Origin of the sequence: Microbulbifer sp. ALW1, assembly GCF_009903625.1 — a bacterium.
Lineage (GTDB): Bacteria > Pseudomonadota > Gammaproteobacteria > Pseudomonadales > Cellvibrionaceae > Microbulbifer.
This window is the reverse complement of the sequence record NZ_CP047569.1, coordinates 2,862,411-2,883,835: the sequence shown is the minus strand read 5'-3', so window position 1 is coordinate 2,883,835 and position 21,425 is coordinate 2,862,411. Positions and strand designations below refer to the sequence as shown.

The 21,425-nt window shown below is 58.5% G+C and carries 19 protein-coding genes; 10 read left to right on the top strand and 9 right to left on the bottom strand.

All coding sequences use genetic code 11. The annotated features are described in order from the left end of the window. Positions 1 to 7: 7 nt before the first annotated feature. Positions 8 to 1,513, bottom strand: a complete 1,506-nt coding sequence (locus tag GRX76_RS11980) for an efflux transporter outer membrane subunit (protein ID WP_236250341.1) — start codon at positions 1,511 to 1,513, stop codon at positions 8 to 10. A 475-nt stretch (positions 1,514 to 1,988) separates the two neighbouring features. Between GRX76_RS11980 and GRX76_RS11975 the strand changes: the two genes are divergently transcribed. The 4 genes from GRX76_RS11975 to GRX76_RS11960 all read left to right on the top strand — a co-directional run bounded on the left by GRX76_RS11975 (position 1,989) and on the right by GRX76_RS11960 (position 6,921). Further along, positions 1,989 to 3,176: an acyl-CoA dehydrogenase gene (locus GRX76_RS11975; RefSeq protein ID WP_160153528.1), complete on the top strand. Its 1,188-nt coding sequence runs from the start codon at positions 1,989 to 1,991 to the stop codon at positions 3,174 to 3,176. A gap of 251 nt (positions 3,177 to 3,427) precedes the next feature. Next, positions 3,428 to 4,045, top strand: a complete 618-nt coding sequence (locus tag GRX76_RS11970; protein ID WP_160153527.1) for a trimeric intracellular cation channel family protein — start codon at positions 3,428 to 3,430, stop codon at positions 4,043 to 4,045. Positions 4,046 to 4,129: 84 nt separating this feature from the next. Beyond that, a complete protein-coding gene (locus GRX76_RS11965; RefSeq protein WP_236250340.1) occupies positions 4,130 to 5,839 on the top strand; it encodes an alpha/beta fold hydrolase in 1,710 nt (569 codons plus the stop codon). Positions 5,840 to 6,024: 185 nt separating this feature from the next. Next, positions 6,025 to 6,921, top strand: a complete 897-nt coding sequence (locus tag GRX76_RS11960) for a sulfurtransferase (RefSeq protein WP_160153526.1) — start codon at positions 6,025 to 6,027, stop codon at positions 6,919 to 6,921. Between the two features lie 23 nt (positions 6,922 to 6,944). Here GRX76_RS11960 and msrA read toward each other — a convergent pair whose 3' ends face one another. Together msrA and GRX76_RS11950 are read right to left on the bottom strand one after the other, a co-directional pair. Next, entirely contained in the window at positions 6,945 to 7,574 is a 630-nt protein-coding gene (gene msrA, locus GRX76_RS11955) for a peptide-methionine (S)-S-oxide reductase MsrA (protein ID WP_160153525.1), read from the bottom strand. A gap of 64 nt (positions 7,575 to 7,638) precedes the next feature. Then, positions 7,639 to 8,256, bottom strand: a complete 618-nt coding sequence (locus GRX76_RS11950; RefSeq protein WP_160153524.1) for a methyltransferase — start codon at positions 8,254 to 8,256, stop codon at positions 7,639 to 7,641. A 299-nt stretch (positions 8,257 to 8,555) separates the two neighbouring features. Here GRX76_RS11950 and GRX76_RS11945 point away from each other — a divergent pair, with 299 nt between their 5' ends. Further along, positions 8,556 to 9,821 (top strand): porin, encoded by a 1,266-nt coding sequence (locus tag GRX76_RS11945; RefSeq protein ID WP_160153523.1) that lies wholly within the window; start codon positions 8,556 to 8,558, stop codon positions 9,819 to 9,821. 67 nt (positions 9,822 to 9,888) lie between these two features. Next, positions 9,889 to 10,287 (top strand): hypothetical protein, encoded by a 399-nt coding sequence (locus GRX76_RS11940; protein ID WP_236250339.1) that lies wholly within the window; start codon positions 9,889 to 9,891, stop codon positions 10,285 to 10,287. A gap of 227 nt (positions 10,288 to 10,514) precedes the next feature. On the opposite strand, the gene GRX76_RS11935 is transcribed toward GRX76_RS11940, so the two are convergent. Both GRX76_RS11935 and GRX76_RS11930 read right to left on the bottom strand, forming a co-directional pair. Continuing rightward, a complete protein-coding gene (locus GRX76_RS11935) occupies positions 10,515 to 11,309 on the bottom strand; it encodes a methyltransferase (RefSeq protein WP_236250338.1) in 795 nt (264 codons plus the stop codon). 34 nt (positions 11,310 to 11,343) lie between these two features. Next, positions 11,344 to 12,057 (bottom strand): DUF599 domain-containing protein, encoded by a 714-nt coding sequence (locus GRX76_RS11930; protein WP_236250337.1) that lies wholly within the window; start codon positions 12,055 to 12,057, stop codon positions 11,344 to 11,346. 247 nt (positions 12,058 to 12,304) lie between these two features. On the opposite strand from GRX76_RS11930, the gene GRX76_RS11925 reads away from it, so the two are divergent. The 4 genes from GRX76_RS11925 to GRX76_RS11910 all read left to right on the top strand — a co-directional run bounded on the left by GRX76_RS11925 (position 12,305) and on the right by GRX76_RS11910 (position 18,685). Continuing rightward, on the top strand, positions 12,305 to 15,217 hold the full coding sequence (locus GRX76_RS11925) for an insulinase family protein (protein ID WP_160153522.1): 2,913 nt from the start codon (positions 12,305 to 12,307) through the stop codon (positions 15,215 to 15,217). Positions 15,218 to 15,241: 24 nt separating this feature from the next. After that, positions 15,242 to 15,982, top strand: a complete 741-nt coding sequence (gene cmoA, locus GRX76_RS11920) for a carboxy-S-adenosyl-L-methionine synthase CmoA (RefSeq protein ID WP_160153521.1) — start codon at positions 15,242 to 15,244, stop codon at positions 15,980 to 15,982. A 33-nt stretch (positions 15,983 to 16,015) separates the two neighbouring features. Continuing rightward, positions 16,016 to 16,993: a tRNA 5-methoxyuridine(34)/uridine 5-oxyacetic acid(34) synthase CmoB gene (cmoB, locus tag GRX76_RS11915; RefSeq protein ID WP_160153520.1), complete on the top strand. Its 978-nt coding sequence runs from the start codon at positions 16,016 to 16,018 to the stop codon at positions 16,991 to 16,993. A 306-nt stretch (positions 16,994 to 17,299) separates the two neighbouring features. Next, entirely contained in the window at positions 17,300 to 18,685 is a 1,386-nt protein-coding gene (locus tag GRX76_RS11910; RefSeq protein WP_160153519.1) for an L-serine ammonia-lyase, read from the top strand. Positions 18,686 to 18,705: 20 nt separating this feature from the next. Here the strand turns inward: GRX76_RS11910 and GRX76_RS11905 are convergent, their stop codons facing one another. The 4 genes from GRX76_RS11905 to GRX76_RS11890 all read right to left on the bottom strand — a co-directional run bounded on the left by GRX76_RS11905 (position 18,706) and on the right by GRX76_RS11890 (position 21,423). Continuing rightward, entirely contained in the window at positions 18,706 to 19,503 is a 798-nt protein-coding gene (locus GRX76_RS11905; RefSeq protein WP_160153518.1) for a class I SAM-dependent methyltransferase, read from the bottom strand. A 33-nt stretch (positions 19,504 to 19,536) separates the two neighbouring features. Then, complete coding sequence (locus tag GRX76_RS11900; protein WP_160153517.1) at positions 19,537 to 19,905, bottom strand: STAS/SEC14 domain-containing protein; 369 nt, start codon at positions 19,903 to 19,905, stop codon at positions 19,537 to 19,539. Between the two features lie 120 nt (positions 19,906 to 20,025). Continuing rightward, positions 20,026 to 20,481 carry a hypothetical protein gene (locus tag GRX76_RS11895; RefSeq protein WP_160153516.1) on the bottom strand — a complete coding sequence of 152 codons (456 nt, stop codon included), beginning with the start codon at positions 20,479 to 20,481 and terminating at the stop codon, positions 20,026 to 20,028. Positions 20,482 to 20,865: 384 nt separating this feature from the next. After that, on the bottom strand, positions 20,866 to 21,423 hold the full coding sequence (locus GRX76_RS11890) for a hypothetical protein (RefSeq protein WP_160153515.1): 558 nt from the start codon (positions 21,421 to 21,423) through the stop codon (positions 20,866 to 20,868). Positions 21,424 to 21,425: the final 2 nt, after the last annotated feature.

Here is a 21,425-nt window from a genome sequence, read left to right as displayed (position 1 = left end):
TGAATTCTCACTTCTCTAATTCTTCTGATGCGTCTGGCGAGCGGTAAATTTCCAGGTCCACCGCCGGTGGTTGCGGCAAGTCATCGGCCGTCAGGCCTCCGGAAATCGCGCGGTAAAGGGTTACCCGGTTCTCCAGTAATTCGCGGCGAGCGGTCAGCAGCTGCCGCTCGAGTGACTGCTGATTGTCGGTTGCCGACAGCACATTGAGGAAATCCAGCGTACCCTGGCCGTAGGCGCGTCGCTGGCGCAGGGTTATCTGCTCGGCCAGATCCGCCCGCACCCGTAAATGTTGCAGGCGCTCCTTTACGGCCTGCTCATTGATCAGTGCCTGCTCCACTTCCGAGAGCGCTTGCATCACCGTATTGCGCAAGCTCATCCAGCGTTCCTGTTCCACCGCCTGTTGCTGGCGCTCTGCCGCTGCGAGATTGCCGCCATCAAAAATGACGCCTTCCACCGCAGCACTGAGGTTTAGCAGCCAGTCTTCGGCAATATCCGCCAGGGAGGTGCCGCCACCACTGAAGAAAAGACTGAGAGACAGGCTCGGCAAGCGCTCGGCCCAGGCCTGGTCGGCGAGATAGTGCCCCTGCAACAGCTCCCTTTGCGCACGCTGCACATCCGGTCGGCGCAGTAACAGATCCGCTGGCACCCCGGTAACGGGCAGCGCGGGCAGCGACGGCAGCGGTTCGCCGCGGTCGACAAACGCGGGTAATTCCGCGCGATCGCGCCCCAACAGTGCCGCCAGCTGTACTTGCAAAATCTCGATGTTAGCGCGAGCCTGATCCAGCTCCTGTAGCGACTGCTGTACCAGCTGGCGCTGCTGCAATACATCGGCCGCCGCACTGACACCGGCACCAAAACGCAACTCGAGCGCCTTCAGGGTTTTGCGGTTGGTGTCCAGCTGCTGCTGTAACAGTTCCAGCTGGCCCCACTGTTCCTGCAATTGCAACCAGACCCCGGTAACTTCTGCAACCAGCGTGAGCGCAGCCACCTGGAAGTTATCCTGCTGTGCCAGCCGGCCCGCTTCTGCGGCCCGGGCACCGCTGCGCACCCGCCCCCACAGGTCGATTTCATAGCCCGCCGCCAAGCTGCCACTCCAGCTGTTGCCTTCGTTTTGTGCACCGGAAAAGTCAAAGCCTTCACTGGAGTGCCGGCGCTGCTCGGTATTTTCCAGTGAACCGGTCAGGCGCGGCCAGAAGCCGCTGCGCGCCTGGGCAGCGGCTGCATCCGCCTGCTGCAGGCGCCAGTAGGTGGCCTGCAAATCCGGATTGCCGGAGAGTGCCTGCTCCACCAGCTGGTCAAGCTCGCGATCATTGAAGGATTGCCACCAGCGCTGATCCAGGGACAGAGAGCCAGAGGCGCGAAAGTGGTCGGGCAGGCCAAGCGCATCGGCCGGAAGCCCCTGCGGCAGCGATGGATTGCCACTGCACCCGGCCAAGGCCAGGGCGCACAGCAGGCCGGATACGGCGATGATTTTCGGCGAAAAAGCCATAAAACTATTTTGATCTAACAGCATTTATTTTCATTATCGAAACTTCTAATTCACCCGCCAAGGCGATTTACGTTTGTTTACCCGTGAAGTGGGACGAAAGTACCCACCAAGCAGCGGTTGTCACGCCAACTTGCGCCTTCCGCCGGCAGGATCCGGCTTAACCTCCGCGCAAACGGAATATTCCACTGGAATCGCCCCCAAAAAAGTGATCACAAAACGTGAAGCTCGCTTTGATGTTCGCTATCATGACCGGAGATCCTAACAAGTGGGCGGTGATGCACTCCATTTACTGCCTTCGACGCTATAAAAGAAGGATCAAAGCACCGGCCGCTGTTCTTCCCTGCCACGCGCATGCGATGGAAGCCCGAAACGCTCAGGCAGGGTCACTCGGTATAACAATGACCGGGCATTACCAGAATCGCTGAACAAACAGCAAACAGAAAGATGGCATCAGCGGCCCCACTGACCAGAACCACATATCTCTGCACGGACCCAAACCATGAGCAAAAACCAACCTTTGGCACATTGGGACGATATCCTCCTGCTGGATCGCCAGCTGAGCGACGAAGAGCGCATGATCCGCGATACGGCGCGGGAATATTGCCAGTCCAAGTTGATGCCGCGGGTACTTGAGGCAAACCGCCACGAAATTTTTGACCGCGACATCATGAGCGAGATGGGCGCACTGGGCCTGTTGGGCTCCACCATTGAAGGCTACGACTGCGCCGGCCTCAACTATGTCTCTTATGGTCTGGTTGCACGGGAAGTTGAGCGTGTCGATTCCGGTTACCGCTCCGCCATGAGTGTGCAATCCAGCCTGGTGATGCACCCAATCTACGCCTATGGCAGCGAAGAGCAGAAGCAAAAGTACCTGCCCAAACTCGCCAGCGGCGAGTGGGTCGGCTGCTTTGGCCTGACCGAGCCGGACGCGGGCTCCGATCCCGGCGGTATGAAAACCCGGGCTAAAAAAGTGGACGGTGGCTACCGCCTGAGCGGCGCCAAAATGTGGATCACCAATAGCCCGATCGCGGATGTATTTGTGGTCTGGGGCAAAGATGATGAGGGCGATATCCGCGGTTTCGTGCTGGAGAAAGGCATGGAAGGCCTGAGCGCACCGAAAATCGAGGGAAAATTCTCCCTGCGCGCATCCATCACCGGTGAAATCGTGATGGACAACGTTTTCGTTCCCGACGAAAACCGCTTCCCGCATATCAAAGGTCTGAGCGGGCCCTTCGGCTGCCTTAACCGCGCCCGCTACGGTATTTCATGGGGCGCCATGGGAGCGGCAGAATTTTGCTGGCATGCGGCGCGCCAGTACGGCCTCGATCGCAAACAGTTCAACAAACCCCTGGCCCAGACTCAGCTGTTCCAGAAAAAGCTGGCGGATATGCAAACCGAGATCACCCTTGGCCTGCAGGCGTCACTGCGCGTCGGTCGCCTGATGGACGAGCAGAAAAACAGCTTCGATCCCACTATGATCTCGCTGGTGAAACGCAACAACTGCGGTAAGGCGCTGGACATTGCCCGTACCGCCCGGGATATGCACGGCGGTAACGGTATCGCCGACGAATTCCACGTAATTCGCCATGCCATGAACCTGGAGGCGGTCAATACCTACGAAGGCACCCACGATGTACACGCGCTGATTCTGGGGCGGGCACAGACCGGGTTGCAGGCGTTTTTCTGAGAAACTGTACCGAACCTCAGAGAATCTCCATAATGCCCCACTGACCGGGGCACTCTTTCCAGATTGCCCGGTGGCGGAACCGCTGCCGGGTACAGCCTTGTGAGACACGCCGTAAACCCATCCATGGGGGCTCTTCCGCGAGGTCCCTCTCGCGGAAGGTCTCACAAGTCTGCACCCGACATCGGCTCCTTCGAACCTGGTTCCTGCGCAGGAACCAGCATTCTCAGATCAGCCTTAAAGAGCCGGGCGTCATGGAACAACTGCTGTACTGGTGCGACCTCATCGGCATCGTCGTCTTCGCCTTTACTGGCGTGCTGGCCGCTGGCCACAAGCAGATGGACCTGTTTGGCGCGGTGGTTCTGGCCTGTGTTACTGCCACCGGCGGCGGCACTACCCGGGATATGATCCTCAACGTCCCCGTATTCTGGCTCTCGGACAGCTACTACCTGTGGATCGCCGTAGCCACCGGGGTTATCAGCTTTTACCTGATCCGCTACCTACAGGTGCCCATGCGCCTGTTGATGATTGCCGACGCCGCGGGGCTTGCCGTGTTTGTGGTCATCGGCACTCAGAAAGTCCTCGACCTCGGGCACTCACCGGCCATCGCCATTGTCATGGGCGTAATGACCGGCACCTTCGGCGGCCTGATCCGCGACATTCTCTGTGGCGATATTCCCCTGCTGCTGCGGCGGGAAATTTATGCAACTGCCGCCTTGAGTGGCGCCGCCGCACTGGTGATACTGGACGACATACCGGCGCTCCCCGGTGAGGCCGTGGTTGCCATCGCAGTTCTGGTTACCCTGAGCATCCGCCTGGCGGCCCTGCGCTGGAACCTGTCGGCACCAATCGCCCGAATGCGCCCCAACTGATTTCCAATTCAGGCACCTATCCGTATGCCCCCACGCTTTACTGCCCTTTTCCGTTTACTGTGCCTCTTGTTCGGCCTTTCAGCCGTGGCATTAAGTGCGGGCTGCGCGCCCAAAGAGGAAACCTCGGTAACCAACCCTAACCGCCTGATTCCCAAGCCCTGCTGGTTTGAAGCGGAGGCCAGTTGGCCTACCACCCAGTGCTACATGATGGAGGTACCGGAGAATCACGCCGAGCCGGCGGGGCGCAAAATCCAGTTCCCGGTGGTGCGCTTCTTCGCTCAGATCTCCGACCCGGATAAAGAGCCCCTGCTCCACCTGGGCGCTGGCGGCCCCGGCGCCAGCATGGGGCTGGAACCGGAAAATGCCAGCGACTGGCTGTGGTTCAACTACGCCGGTATGTCGGTAGAGGTTGGTCGCGATCTCATTGTGATCGATCCCCGCGGTACCGGCATGGCGCAGCCCAAACTGGCTTGCAGTGAATTTATCAAAGATGCCGAGCTGGCTTTTTCCCGCAGCCTGAGCGCCGATGAGGAGGCGCGGGTGTTCACCTTTAGCATTGAGCGTTGCTACAGCCGCCTGACAGAAACGGCCGATCTCGCTCAGTACAACAGCACTGCGGTGGCTCGGGATATTGAGGCGTTGCGCCAGGCCCTCGGTGTTCCCAAGCTGAACCTCTACGGCGTGTCCTATGCCAGCCGTTACGCCCTGACCATTGCCCGGGAATTCCCAAACTCGGTGCGCGCCATGGTCCTCAACAGCGCGGTCTTCCCCAATATCATCTATGCGCAGCAATTACCCCAGGACGTGATTACCGCCTACCAGCGCGGCATCAATTACTGCAGCCAGGACAGCAAGTGCAACAAGCAGTACCCGGATCTGCAACGACGACTGGAAAGCCTGGTCGAAAAGCTGGATGAAACCCCATTGACGGTGAAAACCGGAAACATTCATCCGGGCGAACAATACCCGTTTGTACTTACCGGCCAACGGCTACTGCGGGTACTCTTCCAGGCCCTTTACAACGAAAGTTTTTACAAGGAATTCCCCGCAATCATCGAGGAGCTGGAATCGGAGCAGGCCCAACTGCTGAAGCCCGCCATTGTCAGTTTTATGGGACTGGTGCTGGACCCCAATTTTGGCGATGCCGCGGGCATCAGCCATTTCTGTTACGAAGAAGCACCGTTTGTAGACTTCGACCTCGCGCGTCAGTCCGCCGCCACCAGCGGCATTCTTGGCGGCTCGGTACGCTCCGATATCGACATGATGCAGATGCAATGCCGTATCTGGGCCATCCCCTCCGCCCCACTGCTGGAATCCCGCGCAATCAAAACTCCGGTGCCAACCCTGGTAATGCACGGCGGCCTGGACCCGGTACTCGCGGCCAGCGACGCCGACCAGGCGCGCAAAAAGCTCCCCAACCACCAGTGGCTGCTGTTCCCGCACCTTGCCCACGATGTCATTTCAGCCAGCGACTGTGCCGAGGAGGCCGCTGCCCAATTCCTCGATCAGCCTGACGCGCCGGTTGCGGAGACGGCAGCAAGCTGCCGCAAAGACGAGCTGGCCCGGCAGGCGGAACTGGAGCGCAAGATTGCAGAAATGGAAGCGGAACAGGCGCGCGACGACAGTGGCAAGGCCGCAGATGGTAAAGACAGCAACGACGTGCCCGCAGCCAATAGTGCGCAGCAGACAAGTGCCTCCAGTGCGGAAACGGTAGAGCCGGCAGCGGAGGAGCCAACGAAAGAGCAAAGGCACCGGGAAGCACCGGCCGGCAGCCGTTACTCCGAATCTCGCTGAATCGTGAAATGACCGAAATAAACCAGGCTACCATCCGTTTTGCGTGCACAATTTAACCGGATCGCACGGGGTTTCAGCGCCATATTCGATCCGGTTTTTTCTCCCCGGAGATAATCGTTCTGACGCTGGACAAAACCCTCGCAGGGGCTTAATTTGGCCCTATAACGACTATAAAAGCGGTAGCTATGAATTATCAGGGTTTGATTGAAGCCTCCGAGCTGGCCGAACTGCTTGAGCAAGAATCCGGCCAGGTTCAGGAGCAGAAACAAGGACAATCACAGGGTGCAGCTAGACACCTGGTGATTCTCGACTGCCGCTACGATCTTGCGGACACCGAAGCAGGCGAAGCGGCTTTTCTCGCCGGGCATATCCCCGGCGCTCACTACGCCAGTTTGCACCGGGACCTCTCTGCGCCCTGCGAGCGCTACGGTGGCCGCCACCCCTTCCCTACCGCCTCCCAATTTGCTGAATTTGCCCGTTCTGCTGGTATCAGTGACGATACCCAGGTAGTGGTCTATGACGATCAGCGCTTTGCATTCGCGGCCCGCGCCTGGTGGCTGCTGCGTCATTTCGGGCACAGCAAAGTCGCGATTTTGAATGGTGGCTTCAAGGCCTGGAAAAATGCGGAACGGGAAGTCGAAGAAGGGGCTGCCTGCGCAAGCGCTGGCGGGAACTTTTCTCCCGCGCCAGCGGCAGATCAGCTGCTGCACTATGCCGACATTTATCCGCACCTGGATAACCCACCTTGGCAGCTAGTCGACGCCCGGGACAGTAAACGGTTCCTCGGAAATGAAGAACCCATCGATCCCATTGCCGGACACATTCCCGGGGCCATCAACAAGCCCTGGCAAGCCGTTACCGATGAAGACGGGTTTGCCAAATCGCGCCCTGCACTGCTTGAACACTGGCAAAGCATTCCGGCGGATGACGATATCGTGTGTTATTGCGGCTCCGGCGTCACCGCCTGCGTCAATCTCTTTTCCCTGTATTTGATCAGTCGCGAAGCCCGACTCTACCCGGGCAGCTGGAGCGACTGGTGCGCCCACATTCTGCACCCGCGTGAAATGCAGGCCAGCGCCTAACCGCGCAGGCCTGCCAAGAAGAATTAGCGCAGCAGACAGGCGCCCGTGCCCGCAAGGCCGCAATAGCCCGCAGGGTTTTTCGCCAGGTACTGCTGGTGATCTTCCTCCGCATAGAAGAATTTCGGTGCCGGACAGACCTCAGTGGTAATGGCACCAAACCCCTTCTCACCCAGCGCCTGCTGGAACGCCTGCTCGGATTCGCGAGCCTCAGCCAGTTGCGCTTCAGTGCAGGTGTAAATACAAGAGCGGTACTGGGTGCCCAGATCGTTGCCCTGGCGCATCCCCTGGGTAGGGTCATGCTCTTCCCAGAAACGGCGCAGCAGCTCGTGATAGCTCACCACTTGCGGGTCAAAGACCACCAGCACCACTTCCGCATGGCCGGTGCCGCCACTGCAGACTTCACGGTAATTGGGGTTTGGAGTGTGCCCGCCGGCATAGCCTACCGCGGTGACATAGACACCATCGATTTCCCAGAAGAGGCGCTCCGCCCCCCAGAAACAGCCCATCCCAAAGATTGCCTGCTCCAGGCCTTCAGGAAATGGCCCCACCATGGCGTGACCGGAGACAAAATGCTTGCCACTGATGGGCATGGGCTCGGCGCGTCCCGGTAATGCCTGGTCAGCGGAGGGAATCTGGGTTTTGTCGTAATGCATGGAATATACCTCTTAAGTACCGGCTGAGTACCTGCCGGCCAGTAGCACCGGTCCGGCTAACAACCTAGCTGCCAGCCAACATGATGCAGCCTGTCGCCTTCATCGGGCGCTGAGTCTGCCACTCACTGTATTCCGCGTCGAGCTTTTCTGCCGCCCGCTCCGCCAGGCGACGAAAAGGCGGGCGACCCGGATCCACCAACAGTACCCGCCCTACCCCGGCCTTCAGCGCGCGCCGGGTGAGATTGTAGAGTGGCCCTTCAAGCTTGTCCCAGAAGCAGATATCGGTCCCGATGATGGCATCAAACTCACGCAAGGCGGTTTCTGTGACCTTCTCATAGCGACAACGCCAGGTGGTGATGGCGACATCATTGAGCGCGGCATGGTACTCGGCAAACGGAAACACACTGGGATCTGCGTCGAGGGACGTTACCCGGGCATCAAACTCTTTGGCACAGAAAATCCCGCCGAGTCCCCAGCCGCACCCCAAGTCCAGCACTCTGGCCCCTTTCTTCAGGGGATGCTTTTTCAGGTAGTCCATGGTCAGGCAGGAACTCTTCCAGAACTTGTTCCCGTGCAGGCTTGCATCTCCCGCCTCGCGACGTAATTTGCGTATATCCGGGTGCGCATTTTTACGAACGGTTAATCCAAACATACGACGACTGAGAGAGTTGCTTTCTGCCAAGGTATTGCTCCCCTTCTGTGATCTGGTTTCCGAGGTCCGATTTTGCAAATCGATTTCTTTCTATCCAACCGCTTACAGGGTGGCCACAAAATTTTTCCAACAGGAGTCAAAATAGACTCCATCACACTTGCTGCGTAATTTTCGACGAAAAAAATGTAGCCACTGCCAATTATTCCCAGTGTACCGATTCCCGAGGGTCTCTTCAGCCAACTGGACTACTTTTGCAAAAGAGCCAAAAACGGCTCAATGGCTCTGGTGCTGTACAGGGCCATTGAAGAGGACAGACGAGAGATCTGAGCATGAGAATAAATGCCTGGCAATCTTCGTTGGCGGCATCCCTTGTTGCAATGGCGTCCGGCGCAGGTGCAGTACCTATTTACCAATCGAATCAGGTAACCCTCTATATGGAGGGGTATTTCACTGCGCACATGGTCAATACCATGGGCGACACCCAAATGCAGAACGGCGCCTCACGGTACCGCTTCGGATTGAATGTACCGGCATACGATGCCTGGGACACCGGATTCAACGTCGAGTGGGGGGTTAATGCCATCTCCTCCGCGCAAAACCTGGTCATTCAGGGGGATCAGCAGGCAGCCCCCGGCGACAGGGGCGACTCCATCTACTTACGCCAGGGCCACCTCTTTGCCAAGCACCCCAAATGGGGCGACTTTATTGCCGGCAAGCAATGGGGGGTTTACTACGAGGTCACCTACATTACCGACTGGTACAACGTTTCAGGCGGCCTTGCCAGCGGGACCTACGCACTGGGTACCGACGGCGGTGTCACAGGAAGCGGCCGCGCCGATAGCGCCCTGTCCTGGCGAAAGAAATGGAAATTCGATGCCGGTGAATTTCAGATCGCACTGCAGTATGCCTCGCACGTTGCCGATCTGGAGATTGAAGTCGAAGACATCGCCGGACCGGATACCGTGTTGATATGCCCGCCAGGAGATTGCGAATACGGTATCAGCCACGGTATTTCTGCCGTGTACCGGGCCGATATCGGCGATGGTTTGTTCTTAGGGGCCGCCTACAATCGGGTCAAGCTGGACATTCAGAGCGAAAATGGACTCATCTTCGATACCAGTGGCAACGAACCCGTATTGATCGACAACCAGTTTGCCTTCAATGCCAGCAGTAACGACTGGACCAGCGCAATCGGCGCTTACTACGGCAAAGAGGCGTTCGCCAAGGGCTTCTACGGTGCGGTTGTATTCCAGCGCTCACAAAACAACGAGCTGGCCCCCCCAGGTTCGGTGGAAGGAATCACCAATTTTTTTGATGCCAAAGGATCCGAGTCCTTTTTCAGTTACACCTGGGGTACCGACAACTGCTATTCCGTATACGCCGGTCATAACTATCTGGTTTCCGATGATCCGGGATTTGAGGCGGCACTCGTAGAGGGAGACAGATTCAAACTGGCCCTGCATTTCCTGGGGTTTCAGTATCGCTGGAACGAACGGGTACGCATCTATATGGAAAATGCGTTCGATGGCAGCAACGAAGTCGCTCCGGAATTTATCGATGACTTCGTGGCAGTGGGCATTCGAATTGACATCTAATCGACATCTGGTCGGGTTCTGTTAGTCTTGCGGCCTAAGTATTATTTCCACCGGGGAGCTGCACACCTTGGGTCGCATGATCTTACTGATTGCCGTCGGCATCTTTGCCTGGCTGGCAATCCAGCAATTCAAATTCAGCCCGCCGGAGCGCCGGCGCAAACTCATCATTCAGTGGGTATTGATCGCTCTGGCCCTGGCTGCCGTGTTACTGGCCATCACTGGCCGTTTGCATTGGGTGGGCGCCGCCATCGCGGTGGTGCTGCCAATTCTCAATCGCCTGTGGCGCACCTTCGGCCGCCACCTGCCCTGGATTGCCCCCCTGATCGCCAAACACGCGCAGGCCAAGGCCGACAAGGAAAGAGAAAAAGCAAAAAAACAGCAGTCAGCACACCAACAGGCGGGGGGCAAACCGATAATGCTGCCCACGGGCCACAACTCACCATCGAGGAAGCGCGCAAGATTCTGAATGTATCCGCCACTGCCGGTCGCGATGAAATCATCGGTGCCCACCGCAAGCTGATCCAGAAATTCCACCCGGATCGCGGCGGCAATGATTACCTGGCTGCGCGCATCAATGCCGCCAAGGCGCTGTTACTGAAACAGCTGGACTGAGAGACCTTGAGGCCTTAGGTACCGCTAAGGCCTTCGGCATTCCCTTAAGGCTTTCGCCCCCCTAAGGTCTTCGGCACTCCCTTAAGGCCTTCGGCAAAGCAAGTGCACATAGCGTGCCAGTTGTCGGTAGGGATCCACCCGGGAATAGTCCAACTCCTTTTCCACTATGGCTGCCGGCGGCAACTTGTCGCGCATTTCCGGGGTCATGAAATCGTGGAAGCAGCGGATACCGCTGTAGGCGATCAGCGACAGTCCCGCCTGCGCCACCCAGTCCATCACCTCTTCAGGCAGTAAAGGGTTCTTTGGTGTCAGGCTCCCGGGATGCCCACCCCAATCGCCACTCTCCCGATTGCGATCCAGTTGCCGCAGGCTCCCCCGCTGTAACAACCTGAACTCCAGGGCCCGGCGATTGTAAAACGTCAGGGAAAGATAGCCCCCGGGCTTCAAACCGTCAGCCAGGTGCACCAGGGCCTGCTGTGGCTGCTCCAGCCATTCGAGCACCGCATGGCACAGCAGCAGGTCCGCCGCAGGAATGCCAGGATCCGTTCGCAGTCCCTGAAGCGGCAACTGGGCAAGTTGTACCCGCTGTTCCAGCCCCCGCTCCGCCACTTGCACAGCAGCGAGATCCAACATATTCCGGGAGATGTCGGTGATCCATACCTTGTGGCCGCTTGCCGCCAGATCCAGCGCAAACTGACCTTGGCCGCCACCGGCATCCACCACGGTCAATTCTGCCGCCGGAGAGTCCAATTGCGGAGCCAGGTCCCGGTTTAACACGGCCAGGCGTATTTCGCCCTTCAGTCCGCCGTAAATACGTTTTTTAAATCGCTCCGCGAGATCATCAAAATTGCGATCACCCATTTTGCAATCGCTCACAAAGCCAAAATCCCAGATTCACCACAAGCACCCGCTATTTATCTCTGACCTGATCCAGCGAGCGGCCCTCTGCCGCCAGAATCACCTGTAATGTACGGGAGCGGAATTCTCGCATGTACAGCACCCAGACAACGGTCAGAAACCCGAAAACAAACAGCAACGGATGCACGAACCACCCCATGACCGCCATGGAGAAATAAAAGCAGCGCAGCCCGTAGTTGTAGCTGTGCCCCGCCTGGTCGATCACCTTGGCGGCGCTGATTGCGTAGCGGCGGCGCTCTTCGCGGGTAACGTCTTCCTCGTCGATTGCCGGCGCGGCCCCCAACAGCACATTGGCGAAAGAGTACTGGCGCAGCGACCAGGTGAAGTTAAAGAACGCAAAGATGTAGATCAGGATCAGCACCATTACCTTGAGCTCAAACTGCTCAACCGTGGTGGTTTGTGCAAAAGGTAAGCTGCTCAATACTTCGACAGCGGCATTATTGGCAGACAGTGCGGTCACCAGACCGGCGAGAATCAGGATGCTGGTGGAGGCAAAAAAGCCGATGACCCGCTCCAGGTTACTGAGGATGGCCGCATCCGGCATGCGCATATCCCGCTCCAGCATCCGCAGCATCCACTCAACCCGGTACCATTGCATGGACGAGGCCAGGCACCAGGCGGTCTTCGCCTTGCGACGGGCAAATACCGTATAACCGGCCCAGGTCAGGCAAAAGCCCCCCAAGCTCGCGAAATCCAACCAGTTCAACGCACAACCCCCTTTCGACTACATTTATGGCGTCAATGAACAATTTGAATAAGGCCAAGCGCCGCAATTCGCCAGCCAACACTTCGTGAAGTTTCGCACCGATGACGAGGGTGTCAACACTCTCCTGTCAACCCTGTCATTTCGGTGTCTCGGAGCGCTAAAATGGCCGCCGATTTTGCACGCTGCTGGATCCGGCCACCCCGGTCGAGCACCGAGGCAACCGCAACTTACCGATTGGAGCTGTCTTTTGAGCAACGTACACCCCGCATTCGAACCGATTACCAGTGCCGAGATCGAATCCCTCGGCGTTCGCGTGGAAGAGTACCGCCACCGCCGCACCGGCGCCCAGCACCTGCATATCGCCGCAGACAACCCGGAAAATGTCTTTCTGGTTGCCCTGCGCACGGTACCGGAAGACTCCACCGGTGTCGCCCATATCCTTGAGCACACCGCCCTTTGCGGCAGTGACAAGTACCCGGTGCGCGACCCCTTCTTTATGATGATTCGGCGTTCGCTGAATACCTTTATGAACGCCTTTACCAGTTCCGACTGGACCGCCTACCCCTTTGCCAGCCAGAACCGCAAAGACTTCGACAACCTGCTGGATGTTTACCTGGACGCGGTATTTTTTGCCCGCCTGGACCCGCTGGATTTTGCCCAGGAAGGTCATCGCCTGGAATTCGCCGAAACCGAAAATCCCGAGAGCGAGCTGGTCTTCAAGGGTGTGGTGTTCAATGAAATGAAAGGTGCCATGAGCTCGGTGACCTCCCAGCTGTGGCAGGGCCTGAGCAAATACCTGTTCCCCACCACGACTTACCACTTCAATTCCGGTGGTGAGCCTGCCGACATCCCGGACCTCAGCTACGAGGAGCTGGTGGGTTTCTACCGCACGCACTACCACCCCAGCAATGCCATTTTCATGACCTTCGGCAATATTGAGGCGGCTGAGCACCAGGCGATATTTGAAGAAAAAGCCCTGCACAAGTTCGACCCGCTGCACAAAACCATCGAAGTCGGCCGTGAAAAGCTCTATGTAGCGCCGGTGCGCGTCGAAGAAAAATACCCCCTCTCCGGTGAAGAAAGCCTGGAAGAGAAAACCCACATCGTCCTGGGCTGGTTGCTGGGCGACGTAACCGATCTGGAACAGGCACTGACCGCGCACCTGCTCTCCGGTGTATTGCTGGACAACAGCGCATCGCCGCTGATGCACCTGCTGGAAACCACCGAACTGGGCCAATCCCCCTCCCCCCTGTGCGGCCTCGACGATTCCCAGCGCGAACTGGTGTTCGTGTGCGGTATCGAAGGCAGTGAAAGGGAGCGCGCTGACGCGCTGGAGCAACAGGTACTCAAGGTTCTCGAAGACGTGGCCGAAAACGGCGTGCCCTACGAACAGGTTTCCGCGGCCCTGCACCAGCTGGAACTGCAGCAGCGGGAAATTGGCGGCGACGGTTACCCTTACGGCCTGCAGCTGATCCTCACCGCACTGACCGGCGCCACCCACCGCGGCGACGCCATCGGTCTGCTCAATATCGACGCCGCGCTGGAAAAACTGCGCGAACAGATCAAGGATCCGAAATTCATTGCCAATGCCGCGCGTCAGCTGCTGCTGGAAAACCAACACCGGGTGCGCCTGGTACTGTCGCCGGATGCGGAAATGTCCAGCCGCGCCGAAAAAGCAGAAAAAGCCCGCCTGGCAGAGATCAAATCCAAGCTGAGCGACGGCGAGAAACAGCAGATCATCCAGACCGCCAAAGCGCTGGCAGAGCGCCAGCAGCGCAAGGACGACGAATCCATCCTGCCCAAGGTTGGTGTGGAAGACATTCCCGCCGAGCTGCCAAAAGTGGAAGGCGAAGAAGTCCAGCTGAATCACAGCAAAGTCACCCGCTACAGTGCCGGCACCAACGGGCTGGTATACCAGCAGCTGGTTACGACACTGCCGGACTTCAATGACGAAGAGCGCATACTGCTGCCCTACTACTGCCAGACCCTGAGCGAGCTGGGCCTTGGCGACAAAAACTATCTTGAGGTGCAGCAGTGGCAGGCGGCCGTCGCCGGCTCTTTGCATGGCTTTACCAGCCACCGCACCGCCCTCGACGACCTGCATAGCCAGTCCGGCCACTTCATCCTGTCTGGTAAAGCCCTGTCGGCCAACCAGGTGGCACTGACCGAACTGATGCAGGCCACCATGGAACAGGTGCGCTTCGACGAATTACCGCGCATTAAAGAACTGCTGCTGCAAACCCTCGCCCGTCGCGAGCAGTCTGTGGTCGGCAGCGGACACGCCCTGGCCATGGCCGCCGCGAGCGCGGGCTTTAACCGCGCCGCCGCCGACGGCCACGAGTTTGGCGGCCTGCTGGGGCTGCGGCAGTTGCGCGCCCTGGTGAAAAGCCTCGATAGCAACGCCGGCCTGGAATCCCTGGCGGGCACCTTCAACAGCATTCACCAGAAAATCCTCGGTGCCAAACGCCAGTTCCTGGTGGTGGGTGAAGAAGACAAGCTGGCAGAATTCACCGGTGCGCTGGCACCACTGGCCAATGAGGCCGCGGCCAATGCGCCGGCACAGGACGAACCCTTTACCCCGCGCAAAGTCCAGGAAGTGTGGATTGCCAACAGCCAGGTCAACTTCTGTGCCAAAGCCTACCCCACGGTGTCCATGTCCCACGAGGATGCGCCTGCGCTGGCCGTACTGGGCGGATTCCTGCGCAACGGTTACTTGCATCGCACCATTCGCGAACAGGGCGGCGCCTACGGTGGCGGCGCCAGCCACGATGTCAACATTGGCGCTTTCCGCTTCTATTCCTACCGCGACCCGCGCATGGGTGAGACCCTCAAGGACTTCGATGCGTCCATCGACTGGCTGCTGAACGAAACCCACGAGGAGTCACAGGTAGAAGAATCCATCCTCGGCGTCGTTGGCGGTATGGACAAGCCCGGCTCCCCCGCCGGCGAGGCGAAAAAAGCCTTCCACTCCAACCTCTACGGTCGCACCCACGCCGTGCGCCAGGCGTTCCGCAAAAAGGTCACCCAGGTCACCCTGGAAGACCTGCAGCGAGTGGGCAAAACCTATCTGCAGCCAGAAAAAGCCAGTACTGCCATAGTCACCGGCAGTCAGGGACGCGAAGCCGGCCTGGCGCTGGACCTGCACGAAGAGAAGCTCTAAGGGAATCGGTGTGAAAAAACAGCCATGAGCAAAAAAGACGATATTTTTGCCAAGCCCCTGGGACAGGTCGCCGGCTTCAGCTTTGACCAGTCGGTGGTGGAAGTATTCCCGGACATGATCCAACGATCAGTCCCGGGCTACACCACCATCGTGGCGATGATTGGCACCTTGGCAGAGCGTTTCGCTCAGGCCGGCAGCCGTTGTTACGACCTTGGCAGCTCCCTTGGCGCTGCCACCCTCGCCATGCGCCACCGGATTCCGGCTGCCGATTGTGAAATCATTGCCGTGGACAATTCCCCGGCCATGATTGAGCGAGCACGCACGGTACTGGCCGCAGACAGTGGCCAGGTTCCGGTACAGCTGGTGTGTGACGATCTGCAAAACATCGCGATCGAAAACGCCTCGGTGGTCGTGCTGAACTTCACCCTGCAATTCATTGCCACCAGCGAGCGCGAACAGATACTGCAAAAAATCTACGATGGCCTGCGCCCCGGCGGCGTGCTGATTTTGTCGGAGAAAGTCGCCTTCTCCGACAGTGATCACCAGGAATTGATGATCGACCTGCACCACTCGTTCAAGGCCGCCAACGGCTACAGCGCACTGGAAATTGCCCAGAAGCGCAGCGCGCTGGAAAACGTGCTGATTCCGGAAACCCTGTTTGACCACCGCACACGCCTGAAAAACGTCGGTTTCAACAGTGTGGATGTCTGGTTCCAGTGTTTTAATTTTGCCTCGCTGATTGCTATCAAACAGCGCGACAGCTGACCCGCAAGCAGCCCTCTGAAAAGTTTCCGCCCGATGATCGACTACACCCAGCTCTACGCCGGTATACAGCACACGCCCGCGTTGCGCCCCTGGCTCACAACCCTGCCGCAACAAATCGCCGAAGGGCTGGACCCCGCGCGCTGGGGAGACCTGGCAGACTGGCAGGCCGTACTGGCAGCCCTGCCGGACATCACACCGTCTTCCATGGAAATTGGCAGCGAAGTCCGTATTGGCGGTACCGGCGATGCCACACCGGCGCAATTAGCAGAACTGGAAACGCAACTGCGCAAGTTGCACCCCTGGCGCAAAGGTCCCTGGACCCTGTTCGATATCTTCATCGATACCGAGTGGCGCTCTGACTGGAAGTGGGACCGGGTCGCACCGCACCTGCACGACCTGAGCAATCGCCTGGTCCTGGATGTAGGCTGCGGTAGCGGCTATCACTGCTGGCGGCAATATGGCGCCGGCGCACGCCGGGTGATTGGCATCGATCCCTCCGCCAAGTTCGTCGCGCAGTTTTACGCCCTGAAAAAATACCTAGGGCTGGAAAAGCCCGTCGACGTCTTGCCCCTGGGTATCGAGGCGCTACCGGCCAATCTGCAGGCCTTTGACACCACCCTTTCCATGGGGGTGCTTTACCATCGCCGCTCGCCACTGGACCACCTGCGGGAATTGCGCGAAACCCTGCGCCCCGGAGGCCAGCTATTGCTGGAGACACTGGTCATTGAGGGTGGTGCCGGTGAGTGCCTGGTGCCCGAAGGACGCTACGCCAAAATGCGCAATGTATGGTTCTTTCCCACCACCGCCACCCTGGAGAGCTGGTTGCGTACCAGCGGCTTCACCGACGTGCGCACCGTAGACCTGGACCGCACCCGCCTGGAAGAGCAGCGCAGCACCGACTGGATGCGCTTTGAATCCCTGGTGGATTTTCTCGACCCGCAGGACCACAGCAAGACCATCGAAGGTCACCCCGCGCCACTGCGAGCTACCCTGGTAGCCACCGCGGCCTGATCTCGGAAGCGACCGAATCGGCCGCGGTTATTGGCCGGACGACTGCGACCAAACCCCGCCCACCATTCGCAAAATTCCCTGCGGTTGCCGGCGACAAATTAGTAATTTGTTGCACCGGCAGCCCGCGAGACCACATTTAATCTTGTTTTCCTGCCCGCATATTGCGTCGCAAGACACCTTCGGCGAACGTGTCTCCCCCACGGCAATGGCCCGTCATTTGCTGTCGGCAAGCCTACAAAAACTACACTTATTTATTGCGACCGGCGCTCCTGCCCGGCGGTATCGACGAGAGAGCTTCAACGCCCTATGAGCATCAGTGTTTTCGAGCTTTTCAAAATTGGTGTGGGCCCCTCCAGTTCCCACACAGTTGGCCCCATGGTCGCAGCACGCCAGTTTGTCACCGACCTGGAGGATCGCGGCGACCTGATAAAAACCGACCGGGTGGAAGTCCACCTCTACGGTTCACTGGCGCTGACCGGCGTTGGCCACGGCACCGATATGGCGGTGCTGATGGGGCTCGAAGGAGAAGCACCCGACACCATTGACGTCGATGCGATTGAGGGCCGCCTTAGCGCCATTCAACAGCACCAGCAGCTCATCCTGAACGGCACCCGCGCCATTCATTTTGAAGAGCCGCGGGATCTTCTGTTCCACAAAGAAGAGTTTTTGCCGCAACACTCTAATGGCATGACCTGCAAGGCCTTTGCCGACGGCGAGCTGCTATTTGAGCGCAGCTATTTTTCCATTGGCGGCGGCTTTGTGTTGTCGGAAGACGACTTCCAGCAAAAAGAACAGATAGCCACCCTGCTCCCCTATGACTTCGCCTCGGCGGAAGAACTGATGGCATTGTGCGACCGCCACGGCTGGACCATCGCCGAACTGGCGATGGAAAATGAGAAAGCCTTCCGCAGCGAACAGCAAGTAAAAGACGCACTGTGGCAAATTTGGGAAGTGATGGATGCCTCCATTCAACGCGGCTGCCACCAGAGTGGTGTACTGCCGGGAGGGCTGGGTGTGCGCCGGCGCGCGGAAGAGCACTATCGCGAGCTCAGCAAGCAGACCGATGAGGAGCGCCGTCAGGGGCTGGCGATTCTCGATTGGGTCAGTTTGTTTGCCCTCGCGGTCAACGAGGAAAATGCCGCACGAGGCCGTATCGTCACTGCGCCCACCAACGGCGCTGCCGGTGTAATTCCGGCGACCATCGCCTATTACGTACAGTTTGTACACGACCCGGAACAACACGGAGACCTGAAGGATCAGGTGGTCGAATTCCTGCTCACCGCGGGAGCCATCGGCATGCTGTTCAAGAAGAACGCATCAATTTCGGCGGCGGAGGTAGGCTGCCAGGGAGAAATTGGCGTGGCCTGCTCCATGGCATCTGCCGGTCTTGCCGCCGTCCAGGGCGGCAGTAATCAGCAAATCGAGAATGCCGCGGAGATCGGCATGGAGCACAACCTGGGGCTGACCTGCGACCCTATCGGCGGCCTGGTTCAGGTGCCCTGTATCGAGCGCAATACCATGGGCGCGGTTAAGGCAATCAATGCGGCTCGCCTGGCACTGCGCGGAACCGGCGCTCATATCGTGCCCCTGGACAGCGTGATCGAAACCATGCGCCAGACGGGTATCGATATGCAGAGCAAATACAAGGAAACCTCCCTGGGAGGCTTGGCAGTCAACGCGGTTAACTGCTGATTTCGCTATCCGGGTGCGGGTTACCCGGGGACGCCGTGGCGGGTGTACACATCGAAGCGGCCGGACTTGCCCTCAAAGCGCAGGCTCGGCTTCTCCCCCGCAAGATCCGGCGCAATACGAGGGCGCTTGACCACCGTGCGGTAGTAACTGGCGGCGAATGCCGGCTGCAGCAAACAGTCTGCATCTTCATCGCACCCCACCAGGTCGTGAAATGCCGCCATCTCTTTTTTGACCTTGGCGCTCTTCTCCCGGCTCGGGAACATGGGGTCCAGGTATACCACCGGTATCGACTCCGGCGGTTGCGCAGCCAGCCAGGCTGCCGCACTCTCTACCCGAGGTTCCAGTTGCATTCGCGCGGCCACAGCAGCCAGTTCAGGGTCCGCTACCGCCGCCTCTCTCAATCGGGCAAGACCGTTTTCCAGCAGGGCGTAAACCACCGGGTTGCGCTCCAGCAGTCGCACATTGCATCCAATCGAGGCCAGCACGAACGCATCGCGCCCGAGCCCTGCAGTGGCATCCACAACCTCCGGATAGAAACCGCTACGCACCCCGACCGCTTTGGCAATCTGCTGACCTTTACCGCCACCAAACTTGCGTCGATGCGCCGCAGCACCACTGACAAAATCGACAGCCACCGGCCCCGGCGCCTTGCGCCCGGTCGCGCACAGTTGCAGCTGCGACCCGAGGCGCAATACGAAAGGCACGTCATCAATAAATTTTTCCGCCACCGGGCCGAGAAACGGGAGCTGCAATTGCTCCGCCAGGACCTCGGCCGGCGCAGAGAAAGATTCATCCGCAGCAGTAACAGCCAACTGCATGGTATTGGGCATCCGTCAGTAAAAGCGGGCAATTTACCCGGGATGTGCCAACCATTCCAGTGCGGTCTCCCCATCGGCCACGGGAAAGGGACGCACTTCGGCAGCGACAAAATGGTTCAGCAGTTGCGGCATAAAACTCAGGAGGGGGTTATCAGAGAGCACGGCGATACGGTGCAGGTGACGATGCTGGTTACGAGTAAAGACACAGTGGGAGACCAAAGCAGCGAAGTTTTGCCAGCCGCGAAAATGCCGTGCATCAATCAGCATGCCCTGCAAGTAGCCGTGCTGGCAGATGACCGGGTCAACCTGCGCGGCCAATGCCCGAAACTCCGCCGGCTTCAGTTCGGCGACGGGCCGAATCTCCAGAATATCGTGGTCGTGATGCCAGCAGTGCTCGATCATGGCTTGTCACAGATTCGCAATAGGTTCGCAATAGACTCGTAACGACTTATTCAAGCGTAGATAAGAAAAAGGCCGCGAACCAGTCGCAGCCTTTGACGGTCTCGAGCCTTTTGATAACTACTACTCAGGCTTGTCCTCGATTTTGTCTTTCTCCTCACGGAGCTTGTCCATCGCATCTTCGGCCGCATCTTTGGTTGCTTCGCCAGCGTCCTTGAGGGCATCCCCGGCATCATCGGCGGCATCTTTCAGCACGTCACCAGCGTCATCGGCGGCATCCTTGATGGCATCACCCGTGTCCCTGGCCGCATCTTTGGTGGCGTCCATCAGGCTGCCAGACTGGGGATCTTCCGTGGTTGGTGCAACATCGTCGCTTTCCTGCGGCATGGTCGGGTCAGAATCCATATCCGGCGGCGTTGACTGATCCGGTGTTGTACCCGGGTCGGTACCCGGCTGCATTTCTGTTCCGGGTTTTTCCATTTTGTCGTAGGCATCGTCGACAGAGTCTTTGGATTTCTGCGACATGAAATAACCGATGATGAGCAGCAGAATGATGAGCGGCAGTAATAGTTTCTTCATATACCCAATGACCCCTGGTCAGTTGTGAAGGTTTCAGAACGAAGGTGACAAACCTCTGTCTTGTGCGCCCGGTCAGTAATGACTGCAGTAGCGCGACACCAATTTGCCCTGTCGTTACCGGTTGGCGCCATAACAAACTTCGCAGAATAGAGAACCGCGGAAGAAGTCGGCGCCAATACTGATAAGAATAATCTTCAATCAGCACTCTTCAAGGAACAATATTCCCATATTCAAGGCTTAATGGTTCTATGAAGACTCCGGCATATTTGGAGGAGATCTATAGCGAGTCTTGTGTGGTACTAGAGAGGGGCCAGAACGGAGCCAGAGGGGACAGGTAGTTGATAGGTAGCTGATCGATGGGGGAGCTATGAGGAATCGGTGTGGCTAACCCTGATAGTACTGGTTCAACTTCACCAGCAGGTTGGGGGCATCGGCTTCGGTCACCGCCGCTTCACAACTGGACAGCTGCAGGCGCCCATCGCGGTCGGTCTCGGCAAAGATCACATAGTGCTCGCCACGCTTGAGCTTGCGATCGCAACGGTCCAGCGTCAGGCGGAAAGCAATCAGCTTGGCGGGTTCACCCTTCCAGACCTTCTCGGCCACACCGGAATACACATAGCCAAGAATCGCGACCATCCCGGGCTCCGACAGGGCCTGGTCAATCATCCGGTGGACGCCGGTAATCTTGACCCTGGCGACCAGTTGCGCAACCCCCAGTTTCTGGGAAAACGCATCTTCTTCAGCGCCCTGCTCGCGGCTTTGGCTATAGCCGACTTCTCTCGCCGCATCTGACAGCTTCTGCTCGGCGGCTCCATCCTCCAACGGTGACACTCCCGCGTCGTCGGCCCGAGTCTCCTGCACATGCAATACCGGAGCAGCCAGAAGCGCTGGCAGGATGAGCATTGCCCGCATCCCGCGATACACCCAATGGGTAACAGCCATAA

What these genes read in the sequence shown, in the direction of transcription:
- GRX76_RS11980 (WP_236250341.1), bottom strand. Translation starts at nt 1,513, where the DNA reads ATGCTGTTAGATCAAAATAGTTTTATGGCTTTTTCGCCGAAAATCATC.
- GRX76_RS11975 (WP_160153528.1), top strand. Translation starts at nt 1,989, where the DNA reads ATGAGCAAAAACCAACCTTTGGCACATTGGGACGATATCCTCCTGCTG.
- GRX76_RS11970 (WP_160153527.1), top strand. Translation starts at nt 3,428, where the DNA reads ATGGAACAACTGCTGTACTGGTGCGACCTCATCGGCATCGTCGTCTTC.
- GRX76_RS11960 (WP_160153526.1), top strand. Translation starts at nt 6,025, where the DNA reads ATGAATTATCAGGGTTTGATTGAAGCCTCCGAGCTGGCCGAACTGCTT.
- msrA (WP_160153525.1), bottom strand. Translation starts at nt 7,574, where the DNA reads ATGCATTACGACAAAACCCAGATTCCCTCCGCTGACCAGGCATTACCG.
- GRX76_RS11945 (WP_160153523.1), top strand. Translation starts at nt 8,556, where the DNA reads ATGAGAATAAATGCCTGGCAATCTTCGTTGGCGGCATCCCTTGTTGCA.
- cmoA (WP_160153521.1), top strand. Translation starts at nt 15,242, where the DNA reads ATGAGCAAAAAAGACGATATTTTTGCCAAGCCCCTGGGACAGGTCGCC.
- cmoB (WP_160153520.1), top strand. Translation starts at nt 16,016, where the DNA reads ATGATCGACTACACCCAGCTCTACGCCGGTATACAGCACACGCCCGCG.
- GRX76_RS11910 (WP_160153519.1), top strand. Translation starts at nt 17,300, where the DNA reads ATGAGCATCAGTGTTTTCGAGCTTTTCAAAATTGGTGTGGGCCCCTCC.
- GRX76_RS11905 (WP_160153518.1), bottom strand. Translation starts at nt 19,503, where the DNA reads ATGCAGTTGGCTGTTACTGCTGCGGATGAATCTTTCTCTGCGCCGGCC.
- GRX76_RS11900 (WP_160153517.1), bottom strand. Translation starts at nt 19,905, where the DNA reads ATGATCGAGCACTGCTGGCATCACGACCACGATATTCTGGAGATTCGG.
- GRX76_RS11895 (WP_160153516.1), bottom strand. Translation starts at nt 20,481, where the DNA reads ATGAAGAAACTATTACTGCCGCTCATCATTCTGCTGCTCATCATCGGT.
- GRX76_RS11890 (WP_160153515.1), bottom strand. Translation starts at nt 21,423, where the DNA reads ATGGCTGTTACCCATTGGGTGTATCGCGGGATGCGGGCAATGCTCATC.